Annotated in this window: 14 protein-coding genes; 10 read left to right on the top strand and 4 right to left on the bottom strand. The window is 36.2% G+C overall.

Features of this window, described 5'->3' with window-relative positions; genetic code table 11:
* Window positions 1-147, top strand: a 147-nt coding sequence (locus ADF62_RS10300) for an IS3 family transposase (RefSeq protein WP_152901326.1), incomplete at its 5' end; no start/stop codon positions are given.
* A 97-nt stretch (window positions 148-244) separates the two neighbouring features.
* On the opposite strand, the gene ADF62_RS05440 is transcribed toward ADF62_RS10300, so the two are convergent.
* Complete coding sequence (locus ADF62_RS05440; RefSeq protein WP_003092595.1) at window positions 245-1153, bottom strand: LysR family transcriptional regulator; 909 nt, start codon at window positions 1151-1153, stop codon at window positions 245-247.
* A gap of 205 nt (window positions 1154-1358) precedes the next feature.
* Between ADF62_RS05440 and glmS the strand changes: the two genes are divergently transcribed.
* The 9 genes from glmS to adhP all read left to right on the top strand — a co-directional run bounded on the left by glmS (window position 1359) and on the right by adhP (window position 9291).
* Window positions 1359-3167 (top strand): glutamine--fructose-6-phosphate transaminase (isomerizing), encoded by a 1809-nt coding sequence (gene glmS, locus ADF62_RS05435; protein WP_048788271.1) that lies wholly within the window; start codon window positions 1359-1361, stop codon window positions 3165-3167.
* A gap of 109 nt (window positions 3168-3276) precedes the next feature.
* The gene (locus ADF62_RS05430; RefSeq protein ID WP_003097356.1) at window positions 3277-3606 is read left to right on the top strand and encodes a zinc ribbon domain-containing protein YjdM; all 330 of its coding nucleotides are present in this window, start codon (window positions 3277-3279) and stop codon (window positions 3604-3606) included.
* Between the two features lie 199 nt (window positions 3607-3805).
* Window positions 3806-4447: an amino acid ABC transporter permease gene (locus tag ADF62_RS05425; RefSeq protein ID WP_003097355.1), complete on the top strand. Its 642-nt coding sequence runs from the start codon at window positions 3806-3808 to the stop codon at window positions 4445-4447.
* 8 nt (window positions 4448-4455) lie between these two features.
* Window positions 4456-5085, top strand: coding sequence for an amino acid ABC transporter ATP-binding protein (locus ADF62_RS05420; protein ID WP_003092990.1), 630 nt, complete (start codon window positions 4456-4458; stop codon window positions 5083-5085).
* Between the two features lie 12 nt (window positions 5086-5097).
* Complete coding sequence (locus tag ADF62_RS05415) at window positions 5098-5949, top strand: amino acid ABC transporter substrate-binding protein (RefSeq protein WP_048788270.1); 852 nt, start codon at window positions 5098-5100, stop codon at window positions 5947-5949.
* A 112-nt stretch (window positions 5950-6061) separates the two neighbouring features.
* A complete protein-coding gene (locus ADF62_RS05410) occupies window positions 6062-7477 on the top strand; it encodes a Y-family DNA polymerase (RefSeq protein ID WP_003097352.1) in 1416 nt (471 codons plus the stop codon).
* Window positions 7474-7851: a hypothetical protein gene (locus ADF62_RS05405; protein WP_003097351.1), complete on the top strand. Its 378-nt coding sequence runs from the start codon at window positions 7474-7476 to the stop codon at window positions 7849-7851. Before ADF62_RS05410 ends, ADF62_RS05405 begins: the two co-directional genes overlap by 4 nt.
* Window positions 7829-8110, top strand: coding sequence for a DUF5960 family protein (locus ADF62_RS05400; RefSeq protein WP_003092699.1), 282 nt, complete (start codon window positions 7829-7831; stop codon window positions 8108-8110). Before ADF62_RS05405 ends, ADF62_RS05400 begins: the two co-directional genes overlap by 23 nt.
* A gap of 161 nt (window positions 8111-8271) precedes the next feature.
* On the top strand, window positions 8272-9291 hold the full coding sequence (gene adhP, locus ADF62_RS05395; protein WP_003092519.1) for an alcohol dehydrogenase AdhP: 1020 nt from the start codon (window positions 8272-8274) through the stop codon (window positions 9289-9291).
* Between the two features lie 306 nt (window positions 9292-9597).
* Here adhP and ADF62_RS05390 read toward each other — a convergent pair whose 3' ends face one another.
* The 3 genes from ADF62_RS05390 to ADF62_RS05380 all read right to left on the bottom strand — a co-directional run bounded on the left by ADF62_RS05390 (window position 9598) and on the right by ADF62_RS05380 (window position 12569).
* Entirely contained in the window at window positions 9598-10893 is a 1296-nt protein-coding gene (locus tag ADF62_RS05390) for a tyrosine-type recombinase/integrase (RefSeq protein ID WP_179944331.1), read from the bottom strand.
* Window positions 10886-11107: a DUF3173 family protein gene (locus ADF62_RS05385; RefSeq protein WP_048788269.1), complete on the bottom strand. Its 222-nt coding sequence runs from the start codon at window positions 11105-11107 to the stop codon at window positions 10886-10888. Before ADF62_RS05385 ends, ADF62_RS05390 begins: the two co-directional genes overlap by 8 nt.
* Window positions 11108-11213: 106 nt before the next feature.
* Window positions 11214-12569 carry a hypothetical protein gene (locus ADF62_RS05380; protein ID WP_048788268.1) on the bottom strand — a complete coding sequence of 452 codons (1356 nt, stop codon included), beginning with the start codon at window positions 12567-12569 and terminating at the stop codon, window positions 11214-11216.
* Window positions 12570-12704 lie beyond the last annotated feature (135 nt).

Raw genomic sequence — 12704 nt, 5'->3', positions numbered from 1 at the left:
TTTTATGGTTATGAGAAGATGTTTAAGTTAATTGAGCATTTGAAACAAGCTATTGTAGACTATATTGATTATTACAACAATAAACGAATTAAGGCAAAACTAAAAGGACTCAGTCCTGTGCAATACAGCACTAAATCCTTCGGATAAATTAATTGTCTAACTTTTTGGGGTCAGTACAAAAGGGCTCTTTTTTGAACGATAAAAAATTCCAACCTTATGTGATGGGGACTAAGTAGCTCTTATATTAGTTATCAAAAGTGACCTCTTTAACAAGATTATCTAAGAATTTTTCTCCCATTTTAGAGAGAGTAGCCTTTTCATGTTTCAAGTAAACAATATCAATTTCATCATCAATATCTAGTGGAATAGAGACGATATTGTCACCATTTAAATTACTATTTAAGATACCAGTGGCAATTGTGTATCCATCCAAACCAATTAATAGGTTAAAAAGTGTTGCACGGTCTGAAACCACAATCGACTTTTTATGGGGGATTTGTGAGAGAATCTCTTCAGAATAATAGAAGGAATTATGAATCCCCTGATCGTAACTAAGGTATGGGAAGTCCTCTAAATCTTCCAATGAGACCACTTTATGCTTGGCCAAAGGATTTGACTTGCTGACAAAGATATGAGGTCTAGCTTTAAAGAGACTAGTATAGGTAAGTCGGTTATCGTCAAACATTTTAGTCAAGACATCTCGGTTATAGCCATTAAGGAAGAGAACACCGATTTCTGAACGGAAGTTCTTAACGTCTTCGATAATCTCGTAGGTACGAGTTTCACGTAAGAAGAGCTCGTAACGCGTCATATCAGCTCTCTTGAGAAGTGAGACGAAGGCATTGACGACAAAAGCGTAGTGTTGAGAAGAAACACTAAACAATTCCCGTGTCTCTGTGTGGCTTTTGTAGCGTTCTTCTAAGAGATTAGTTTGTTCTACTACTTGACGGGCATAAGATAGAAATTCAACTCCATCCTTGGTTAAGGTGATTCCTTTAGGGTTACGGATAAAAATGTCAATTCCCATTTCTCTTTCTAAATCGCGGACAGCGTTTGAAAGACTTGGTTGTGTAATGAAAAGTTGTTTTGCGGCTTCATTCATTGAGCCGGTTTCGACGATTTTGATAATATAATGTAATTGTTGAATTCGCATAGCCTTATTATAGCATACTTTAAGGATTATTCCTTAGGATAAGAAGCGATTAAAAAGTCTTTTGTTGACTATACCAATTTTATGCTTGACAATGTTAAATATATGGAATATACTGTCTTCGTTAAGCTTTTTAAAGAGCTTGTTGACTATACCAATTTTAAATGAAGGAGACATGACCTCTTAGATTTGAGGTTATTATTAAAATATGTGTGGAATTGTTGGTGTTGTAGGTAACACAAATGCAACCGATATCTTGATTCAAGGACTTGAAAAGCTAGAGTACCGTGGTTACGATTCAGCCGGTATCTTTGTAGCTGGTAAAACATCTAGTCAATTGGTTAAAGCTGTTGGCCGTATTGCGGAACTTAATGCTAAAACTGCAGGAGTAGAAGGTACTGCAGGTATCGGACATACTCGTTGGGCGACTCATGGGAAACCAACGGAAGACAATGCTCACCCACATCGTTCAGAAACAGAACGCTTTGTTTTGGTTCACAACGGTGTTATTGAAAACTATCTTGAAATTAAGGAAGAATACCTTTCTGGTCATCATTTCAAAGGTCAAACCGATACTGAAATTGCTGTTCACTTGATTGGTAAATTTGTTGAAGAAGAAGGTTTGTCAACTATTGAAGCTTTCAAGAAGGCTCTTCACATTATCCGTGGGTCATATGCTTTTGCACTCATGGATTCTGAAGATGCATCAACAATTTATGTCGCTAAAAACAAATCACCACTTTTAATTGGTCTTGGTGATGGTTATAACATGATCTGCTCTGATGCTATGGCTATGATTCGTGAAACAAACCAATACATGGAAATTCACGATCAAGAGTTGGTTATCGTGAAAGCTGATAGTGTCGAAGTTCAAGATTATGATGGCAATGTGAAAGCACGTGATAGCTATACTGCTGAGCTTGACCTTTCTGATATCGGTAAAGGAACATACCCTTACTACATGCTCAAAGAAATCGATGAGCAACCAACAGTGATGCGTAAGCTTATCCAAGCCTACACAGATGACAAGGGACAAGTGACTGTAGATGCTGATATTATCAAGGCTGTTCAAGAAGCTGACCGCATCTATATCCTCGCAGCAGGAACTTCTTATCATGCCGGTTTTGCCTCTAAGAAGATGCTTGAAGAGTTGACAGATACTCCAGTTGAGCTTGGTATTTCTTCTGAGTGGGGTTATGGTATGCCACTCCTTAGCAAGAAACCTCTCTTTGTCTTTATTAGTCAATCAGGTGAAACAGCAGATAGTCGTCAGGTTCTTGTTAAAGCTAACGAGTTGGGTATTCCAAGTTTGACAGTGACAAACGTTCCGGGATCTACTCTTTCTCGCGAAGCTGACCACACGATGCTTCTTCATGCTGGACCAGAAATTGCCGTAGCTTCTACTAAAGCTTACACAGCTCAGATTGCAGCCCTTGCATTCTTGGCTAAAGCAGTCGGTGAAGCTAATGGTAATGAAAAAGCTGAAGCATTCGACTTGGTACATGAATTGTCACTTGTAGCACAATCTATCGAATCAACACTCTCTGAAAAAGAAGCGATTGATGAGAAGGTAGCAGCTCTTCTTTCAGAAACACGTAACGCTTTCTATATCGGTCGTGGTCAAGATTACTATGTTGCTATGGAAGCAAGTCTTAAATTGAAAGAAATCTCATATATCCAATGTGAAGGTTTCGCAGCAGGTGAGTTGAAACATGGTACAATCGCTCTTATCGAAGATGGTACACCTGTTATTTCCCTCCTGTCTGACGCTGTTCTTGCTAGCCACACTCGTGGTAATATTCAAGAGGTGGCAGCACGTGGTGCTAAAGTGTTGACTATTGCTGAGGAAAATGTTGCTAAAGAAGGTGATGACATCGTTCTTAATAACGTTCACCCTTACTTGTCACCAATTTCAATGGTTGTACCGACACAATTGATTGCTTATTTTGCAACACTCCATCGTGGACTCGACGTTGATAAACCACGTAACTTGGCTAAATCAGTTACTGTTGAATAAAAATACCAACATCTCTTACAGTGTAAGGGATGTTGTTTGTTTTTCACCCTTGCTTAATTAGGAAATCTAAAGTAGAATAGTATCTATATCACAATCTTAGGAGAGAATTATGTCATTGCCAAATTGTCCAAAATGTAACTCAGAGTATGTTTATGAAGATGGAATCTTACTTGTATGTCCTGAATGTGCCTATGAGTGGGATCCAAACGAAGTTGCAGAAGAAGGACTTGTGGTTCTTGATAGCAATGGAACACGTCTTGCTGACGGTGATACTGTTACAGTTATTAAAGATTTGAAAGTTAAAGGTGCTCCAAAAGATATTAAACAAGGCACACGTGTAAAAAATATTCGTTTGGTTGAAGGTGACCACAACATTGATTGTAAGATTGATGGTTTTGGTGCTATGAAACTTAAATCTGAATTTGTTAAGAAAATCTAAAATAAGCTTTAGGGACACTAGACTTAAGTATGGTTTGTTTCTTAGGAACGATTATTTAAGTCTCTTAGGAGTGTGACTATGAACTCATTTAAAAAGTGGGTATAGTCGCACTCCTTTTTACTATTTTCAAAATCTTATATCATTTTTTTAAAAAATTTGGTATAATATTCAACAATACTAAATAATTATAGGAGTTTATATGTCATACGTTTTGGAAGTATTACCAGCCCTTTTGAACGGTGCGGTAGTCACACTTCAAGTATTTTTCATTGTTATCGTACTGTCGATTCCATTAGGGATTGTACTTGCTTTCTTAATGCAGATTAAATTCAAACCTTTAAATTGGTTACTAACCCTTTACGTTTGGATTATGCGTGGAACACCGCTCCTTTTGCAATTAATCTTCGTTTATTATGTTCTTCCGAGTGTAGGGATTGTCTTTGACCGCCTTCCGGCTGCTATTCTTGCTTTTACGCTTAATTATGCTGCTTATTTCGCAGAGATTTTCCGTGGAGGAATTTTGGCTATTCCGAAAGGACAATACGAAGCAGCTAAAATGCTTAAACTTAGTTCTTTCCAAACCATCCGCTATATCATCCTTCCTCAGGTGGTTAAGATTGTCTTGCCAAGTATCTTTAACGAGATTATTAACTTGGTTAAGGATTCATCATTGGTTTATGTGCTTGGGGTTGGAGACCTTCTTTTGGAAAGTCGTACCGCTGCGAACCGTGATGCGACCTTAGCACCGATGTTTGTGGCAGGAGCTATTTATCTTGTCCTTGTGGGTGTGGTGACTGTGGCTTCAAAACACATCGAAAAGAAATTCAACTATTATAAATAGGAGACCTTATGTTAGAATTAAAAAATATTTCCAAGCAATTTGGTCAACACAAAATTTTTGATAACTATAACCTAACTGTCGAAGAGGGGAAAATCCTAGCTATCGTTGGACCATCTGGTGGTGGTAAAACGACTCTTTTGCGTATGCTAGCAGGACTTGAAACCATTGATTCAGGACAAATTATTTATGAAAATGAAGAGATTCCTTTGGATCAGATGGAAAGTCGTAATTTGCTCGGTTTTGTCTTCCAAGATTTCCAACTGTTTCCACATTTGACAGTCTTAGACAATCTAACCCTTTCGCCGATTAAGACGATGGGAATGTCTAAGGAGGATGCTCAGAAAAAAGCTCAAGCTCTACTTGACCGTTTAGGCCTTGGAGCTCACGGAAATGCTTATCCTTACTCTCTTTCTGGGGGACAAAAACAACGTGTTGCATTTGCGCGTGCTATGATGATTGATCCGAAAATTGTCGGCTATGATGAACCAACATCAGCTCTTGACCCTGAGTTGCGTCAAGAAGTGGAGAAATTGATTGTGCAGAATCGTGAGACTGGGATTACGCAAATCGTTATCACTCACGATATACAGTTTGCACAGCACATCGCCGATGAGATTGTCACTATCAATCCAAAATAGTGAGGATTTTCTATGAAAAAAATAGTGAAAACAGTTTTGCTATCCTGTCTTGTCATTTTTCCTTTGTTTGCGCTATCAGCTTGCAGCTCGCGCTCACATTTTGCAACTCAGAAAGATCAGTGGCAAATCTATACCAAAGAAAAGAAAATCAAAATTGGTTTTGATGCAACCTTTGTTCCTATGGGATATGAGGAAAAGGATGGTAGCTATGTTGGTTTTGATATTGATCTTGCAACTGCAGTCTTTAAATTGTATGGTATCAATGTCGAATGGCAGGCTATTGACTGGGATATGAAAGAAACAGAACTGAAGAATGGGACAATTGACCTCATTTGGAATGGTTACTCGGTCACGGATGAGCGTAAGCAGTCTGCAGACTTCACGGAACCTTATATGGTCAATGAACAAGTACTGGTAACCAAAAAGTCTTCAGGAATTGATTCTGTTGCTGGAATGTCAGGCAAAACCTTAGGTGCCCAAGCGGGGGCTTCTGGTTATGATGCTTTCAATGCTTCTCCGAAGATTTTGAGGGATATCGTTGCCAACCAAAAAGCAGTCCAATATTCGACCTTTACTCAAGCCTTGATTGACCTTGATAGTGGACGTATTGACAGTCTATTGATTGACCGTGTGTATGCTAATTACTACTTAGAAAAATCAGGGGTTCTGGATCAGTATAATGTTATGCCTGCTGGTTATGAAGGTGAAAGCTTTGCTGTAGGTGCTCGTAAAGCAGATAAGACACTGATCAAAAAAATCAATCAAGGATTTAGAACCCTTTATAAAAAAGGAGAATTCCAAAAGATTTCTAAAAAGTGGTTTGGCGAAGATGTTGCCACAGACCAAGTTAAAGGGAAAAAATAGAAGGATAACAACATTCTAGAAGGGATGTTGTTATTTTTTATGGAAAATACTTGAAATATAAGAAGTTATAATTTATACTAGCGTTAGTTTATAAACTAACGAAAGGGCAAGCATGGGATATTTTGATTATTCAAGAGAAACGCAAAGTGATATTGCTTTTGTAGATATGAAATCTTTCTATGCAAGTGTGGAGTGTGTTGAACGTGGTCTACACCCTCTTAAGACTTCACTATGTGTGATGAGTAGGGCTGAAAATGCTAATGGCTTGATACTAGCCTCTTCCCCCATATTTAAGCAGGTTTTTGGCAAGTCAAATGTTAGTCGTTCTTATGACTTACCTTTTGATATTCATTCTCGTAAGTTTCATTATTATAATGCCAAAAAGCAGGGACTTCCAACGGATAGAGATTTTGTAGATTACATAGAATCTTGGGCTAAGGTTACCTTTATCGTTCCTCCTAGAATGGACCTCTATATAAAAAAGAATATCCAGATTCAACACATTTTCCAGAATTATGCCAGTGTTGAAGATATTCTTCCCTATTCCATTGATGAGGGTTTCATTGATCTCACGTCGTCACTGAATTACTTTATTCCCGATAGAACAGTTACAAGAAAAGATAAGTTAGATATGATTTCAGGGCGTATTCAAAGAGATATTTGGAGGGAGACAGGTATTTACTCGACAGTTGGGATGTCTAACAGCAATCCCTTATTGGCCAAGTTAGCTCTTGATAATGAGGCCAAACATACGGCTACTATGAGAGCCAACTGGTCCTATGAAGATGTTGAGACTAAGGTTTGGAATATCCCCCATATGACCGATTTCTGGGGGATTGGAAGGCGGATGGAGAAGCAGCTAAACAAGTTGGGAATTTGCTCCATTCGAGAACTTGCTAATAGCAATCCTGATACTCTTAAAAAGGAGTTAGGTATTGTAGGCTTAGACCTCTTTTTTCATGCCAACGGTATCGATGAAAGTAATGTTCATAAACCTTATAAACCCAAGTCACATGGCTTAGGGAATTCCCAAATCTTGCCACGAGACTATGATCGTCAAGCTGATATTGAATTGATTCTAAGAGAGATGGCAGAACAGGTAGCTATTAGGTTAAGACGAGCCCATAAGAAAGCTTGTCAAGTTTCCATTAGCATTGGGTTTTCAAAGTTAGAGGGCAAGCGTTCGCTACAAGCACAGATGAAGATTGAACCTGCTAATAATACAAGGATACTAATAGGACATGTCATTGAACTCTTTAGAAAGAAATATCAAGGAGGGGCTGTTCGAAGTATGAGTGTCTCTTATGCAAATTTTGTAGATGAAAGGCTTCAAATTCTTTCTTTATTTGATAATCCTGATGATATTGATAAAGAAGAAAGGCTTCAAGCAGCTATAGATAGTATTCGACAGGAATTTGGCTTTACGACCATTCAAAAAGCAACAGCTTTACAGGAGGCATCTAGGAGTCTTGCTCGAAGCAAGCTTATTGGTGGCCACTCAGCTGGAGGATTAGATGGATTAAAATGATAGACCGTAGTTACCTTCCCTTTCAATCAGCTAGGGAACACCAAGATAGGGGAATGATGAAGTGGATGGGCTTCTTTTTGTCGGAACACACAAATTCCCTACATGAAGATAAGACTAAAGAAAATCTAACTAATCATTTGGATGATTTAGAGAAGTTTACTTTATTGAACCAGCTTTATTTGGGTCAATTATTGGGGAATTTCCAGATAAAGGCTCAAGGTAGGCGCTGTAGGATTAATGGTTATGTGGTTGACTTGGATTTTGATCAAGTTACTATAAAATCTTTCAAGCAATATAAAGGTATTCGAACAAAGGATATATTAGAAATTAGTTTTGGGGGTGAAAACATAGATGAAGAAGAGAGAAATTTATGATGATAAATTTCAAATTGACTATTTTTCTGATAGCTATTTAAAGTTTGAAGAAGATTTTTATCGCTATTCTGCTATGGATATTCCCTTAACCTTTTTGACGGATGATATTCTTAGAGAGATGGCTATCAGTCAAAAGAATTATTTTCTATTAAATAAAGAGAATGCTAGAGACGGACGCAATCATTATTTCCATTTTGAAGTCAGCCTTTTGGATTTCAAGACACTCGTGAGACAGTATAGGTATCTTGGAAATGATTAAATCATATCACATCCAGCGGGAGAAATAGTATGTCTTTAATTGCTAGCCAGAGCTTTCAAGAAATTTGTTAGTGACTGAGGAACGTTTTATGTAAGCGTTGACATTGTTTCTAAGAGTGCTATAATGAGGGTGTTAAAAGTTATCATATGGAGGTAATTAAGATGAGAGCAGTTGTTGTTAATCAAGCAAGCACAGGTATTGAAGTTGTGGACCATGAAAAACCAGCGTTAGTTGGTCATGGTCAAGCTTTGGTTAAAGTTGAATACTGTGGCGTTTGCCATACTGACCTTCACGTAGCTCATGGCGACTTTGGTCAAGTTCCAGGTCGTATCTTAGGCCATGAAGGAATTGGTATTGTTGAAGAAGTTGGCGAAGGAGTTGAAACACTTAAAAAAGGTGATCGCGTATCAATCGCTTGGTTCTTCGAAGGGTGTGGCCACTGTGAATACTGTACAACTGGACGTGAAACACTCTGTCGGTCTGTAAAAAATGCTGGTTATAATGTTGATGGTGGTATGAGTGACTATGCTTTGGTTACTGCTGACTACGCTGTGAAAGTTCCAGAAGGACTCAATCCAGCTCAAGCCTCATCTATTACTTGTGCTGGAGTTACAACCTATAAAGCCATTAAAGAAGCTAAAGTTGAACCTGGTCAATGGGTAGCTATTTATGGTGCTGGAGGGCTAGGTAATTTAGCTATTCAATATGCTAAGAAAGTTTTTAACGCACGAGTAGTAGCAGTTGACATTAATCAAGATAAACTAGATTTGGCTAAAGAATCTGGCGCGGATTTAGTGGTAAATGGTAAAGAAGTTGAAGATGTAGCAGGCTATATCCAAGAGAAAACTGGTGGTACACACAGTGCTGTTGTAACAGCTGTTTCTAAGGTTGCTTTCAACCAGGCTGTCGATACTGTACGTGCCGGTGGTACGATCGTTGCCGTTGGGCTCCCATCTGAATACATGGAGCTCTCAATTGTCAAAACAGTTCTAGATGGTATCCGTGTTGTTGGATCTCTTGTAGGTACGCGTAAAGACTTAGAAGAAGCTTTTGACTTCGGTGCACAAGGCTTGGTAGTACCAGTTGTTGAAACCGTTCCTGTCGATACAGCGGTAGAAGTATTTGATCAAATGGAAAAAGGTGAAATTCAAGGACGTAAGGTACTTGATTTCACTAAGTAAGCGTACATCTGTCAATACCTACCATGACTATATGAGGAGTTGGGTAGCCTAAACTGGCTAAACTACTTTTTGAAAGCAGTATATCTGAACGAAATTCCATTGATTTATTTGTATTGATGGAATTTTTATTGCTCTAAAACTTCATTTAGATATAAAACAAAAAAGCGTTGAACGATTGCGTTCAGCGCTTTTGATGATTTTGGTTTTATTCCCACTCAATAGTAATCTATACCTCTAAAATCCTTTCATCTTGGGATTTTAGAAAGACTTATTTATTTTTGGTGGGCTAGGTGGTGGGGATTGTTATTATTTTAAAATTGTTTGATTTCCATTGAATTTTACTAAACTTTTTGAAGGGAATGAGATTGAAATATTGCCAGTCATTTCTTGTGTGATAGCCTCATCTGCTCCCGTCCACATGTGGGCGTAATGTTTAAGAGTAATTTCTGGTGACGAGTGGCCGAGACGTTTTGATAGAATCAAGATTGGAACATTAAATTCATTGATAAGGTAAGAAGCGTGGCTGTGTCTTAATCCTTTAGCTTGAATTGGTTTAACATGAGCCAGTTTTGCATACCTTTTGATAGCTCTGGAAATTGTAGACTTCAGCATCGGAAGTCCATCATATGAAAAGATAAAATCACTGTCATGGCCAAGGCCTAGATTACCTTGAACTTTACGCCATTCTTTTAAAATTTTTATTGTATCATCATCAAGGCTTATCATACGTTTGCCATCTTTAGTTTTTGTATAAGAATTACGAGTCCAATTTTTTTTATTTTTGATAATTAGCATGTGATGGACTCGAAGCCTCTTTTTTTCAAAGTCAATATCATCCCACTGTAGTGCACAACCTTCATTTACACGGATGCCGGTCATAAAATAAATCCATAACATAACAAAATATAAATGTTCGTAAAAGTCATTAATATAAATCATAGATATTACGGATTCAAATTCAGACTTTGTCCAGTATGGAACCTCACTTTTTCCTTTTGGGATTGCCTTTGAGCGTTTAGAGATATTACTTTCTACATAACCTAGATCAAAAGCATAATCTAAAGATTTTCGAAACATTCCGAAGACTAAGCTAGCATAACCTTGGGAGTAACCGGCACCTCCCTCTTCAGCACTAGTTAGTAACCAAGTTCGAAAACTTTGTACTTGTTCAATTGATATTGAACGAAGTTTAGTGTTACCGAAACGTTCACTAATTAATAGTAAACTCTTTTCACGTACTAAATATGTGCTATCTTGAACAGTGGTACGGTAATATGGAATGTAATGGTTAGTCATAAATTGTTTATAATTCATATGATAATTAGAAAAACCATTAGCTTCATAATATTCTCTCTTGATTCTGGTTAATTCTTTGTTAGCTTCACTAGCTGATTTAAAATCAATTCCGTTTTTATCTTTTCTCCCCTTTTTGCGAATTCGTTTTCCTGTGATTTTATCTAAACCAAATTCCGTCTGGTAAAAAAATTTCCCATTATTGTCAACATAAACGCCATTATATTTTGTCTTTTTTTGCTTTTTAGTCTTTTGTTGAGGTTGTTCTTTTAGTATTTGTTGCTCATTGAAATTAATTTTATCACTCATTATTTTGGGAGTCCTCCTTTTCTTTCTCTAAAAGTGATACCCCAATAATTTCTTCAACAGCATGAATAGGAACATAATCTAGACGATGATTGTTATAAAACGCATATCCTTTTTGTACCATAATTTTCTTTGCTTGTCGAATGATAGTCATTGCGGTATTAGTTTTATAACCCAAAGCAATTAAATCGTTTTTATTAATAATTTTTTTGATCATATTATTCTCCTTTTTTAACATCAAGGGTTGAAGAGTTATTTTTTCAAGAACCTTGATATAATAAGAAATACTTGATAGATGGATTTAAAAATAGCTATCAAAATCACTAAAATATTTCACTATCTAAATCATTTAATTGATTAATAATAATTTTATTTAAATCAATTTTATTGTTTTTCTTTTTTGAGCGAATAATTTGATTAAAAACAATATCTCTTTGATCAGTAGTGAATTCTTTTTGCTTTAATAAATGAATTTCTGTACAAGTTTCATTGATAAAACAACCCAACCCCAAAACTTTTGCAAATTCTAGCGAATCATGAAATAGTTTAAAAAGATGTAAAACTTGCCAACTTATCATTTTAGATAAGAAATATGTACTCTCATTTGAATCACGTTTCCGACTCTGTTTAATAAGATTTCGCTTTGTTCTAGCACTGTTGCTTGTACTTATAAAAGAAGTAGTATCTAAAAAGCAAAAGATGCCTTCGTCAATAGTGAGCGGTGAGAGTTTTTCAAGTGAGTTATTGAGTTGTCTTGATAAGAAAGCATCAATATAGTCATCTTTTCCTTTTTCTCTATTCAAACGACATAATTCTTGCTCAGTGATTTTGATTGACTCTCTAAGTAAGTCGATATATCTAAAAATGGAGCTGGTAAGAAGTTCCTCAAGAAAAATAATAATTTGTTTATCGGTTAGATCTTCTAATAATGCTGAACCAAATTCTTTTTTTATCTTTTGTTCATTCAGTGTTGTTTCATAGCGGTAGACTCTAAATTGCCGTTTTGAATTACGTTTAATATGTCTTCTGTGCTCAGCTTTTGCAGTCTTATCGTATAACACATGCTCCATATTTTTTCGTAGTCTTGAACTTAAAATGTGATGATCCTCTTTAGTTGAAGCCTTTTCATAAATTTTTTTATCAACTTGAGAGGCTTTAGAAAAACACTTGATGAATAAATTACGGGTTTGAAGATGAATGATTGAGTCGGTAGCAAAAGTAAAAGCAAGTTCTAACTTCATAAGACTGATTTTGTATGGAGTGATTAGTATTCCCATTTCAGACTCGAAAATTTTTAAAAGTTTTATAACCCGACTTTTTAAATGGTTGACTGAGATAGTTTCAGTATTAACATCTGGATGAATGAGTTGGAGACGACAATAGTAACTACTATGTTTCCTATAAAAATCCTGTCCGATTTCGAGTTTTCCAAATTTTTTTGAAGTTATTTGGATAAATTCGTAATTTCCACATTCTGATATCTTACATTTATTGTTTTTACTATTGTTAGTTTTTAAATATCTAGATAAAATATCATGATCAAACTCAAAGGTTCCACTAATTCTAATAGTTGTGCTATCAATGCCACAAAATGCTGATGTTGTTGAAAAACATCTCTTCATTATCTTTTCATTACATTGTTGTATTTTATCTTTTTCACAAATAATTTTTTCTTGCATTTATTACCCCTTACTAATTTTTATTTTTAAAGAATATATTTGAAAAAAAGTTTTAAGAGATTTTTAAACCAGTAATTTAGAACTCTTAAATATTATTTTTCTTCTTAGACATTATGTTTGAAAAAAATAGATTTT

This window comes from Streptococcus sp. 1004_SSPC (assembly GCF_001069025.1).
Taxonomy (GTDB): Bacteria; Bacillota; Bacilli; order Lactobacillales; family Streptococcaceae; genus Streptococcus; species Streptococcus vestibularis.
This window is presented reverse-complemented; position numbering and strand designations above follow the sequence as displayed.

Bases quoted from the DNA above. Each gene is read 5' to 3' on its own strand.
- ADF62_RS05390 (WP_179944331.1), bottom strand. From the start codon at position 10,893: ATGAGTGATAAAATTAATTTCAATGAGCAACAAATACTAAAAGAACAA.
- ADF62_RS05425 (WP_003097355.1), top strand. From the start codon at position 3,806: ATGTCATACGTTTTGGAAGTATTACCAGCCCTTTTGAACGGTGCGGTA.
- ADF62_RS05405 (WP_003097351.1), top strand. From the start codon at position 7,474: ATGATAGACCGTAGTTACCTTCCCTTTCAATCAGCTAGGGAACACCAA.
- ADF62_RS05430 (WP_003097356.1), top strand. From the start codon at position 3,277: ATGTCATTGCCAAATTGTCCAAAATGTAACTCAGAGTATGTTTATGAA.
- ADF62_RS05385 (WP_048788269.1), bottom strand. From the start codon at position 11,107: ATGATCAAAAAAATTATTAATAAAAACGATTTAATTGCTTTGGGTTAT.
- ADF62_RS05400 (WP_003092699.1), top strand. From the start codon at position 7,829: ATGAAGAAGAGAGAAATTTATGATGATAAATTTCAAATTGACTATTTT.
- glmS (WP_048788271.1), top strand. From the start codon at position 1,359: ATGTGTGGAATTGTTGGTGTTGTAGGTAACACAAATGCAACCGATATC.
- adhP (WP_003092519.1), top strand. From the start codon at position 8,272: ATGAGAGCAGTTGTTGTTAATCAAGCAAGCACAGGTATTGAAGTTGTG.
- ADF62_RS05420 (WP_003092990.1), top strand. From the start codon at position 4,456: ATGTTAGAATTAAAAAATATTTCCAAGCAATTTGGTCAACACAAAATT.
- ADF62_RS05415 (WP_048788270.1), top strand. From the start codon at position 5,098: ATGAAAAAAATAGTGAAAACAGTTTTGCTATCCTGTCTTGTCATTTTT.
- ADF62_RS05410 (WP_003097352.1), top strand. From the start codon at position 6,062: ATGGGATATTTTGATTATTCAAGAGAAACGCAAAGTGATATTGCTTTT.
- ADF62_RS05440 (WP_003092595.1), bottom strand. From the start codon at position 1,153: ATGCGAATTCAACAATTACATTATATTATCAAAATCGTCGAAACCGGC.
- ADF62_RS05380 (WP_048788268.1), bottom strand. From the start codon at position 12,569: ATGCAAGAAAAAATTATTTGTGAAAAAGATAAAATACAACAATGTAAT.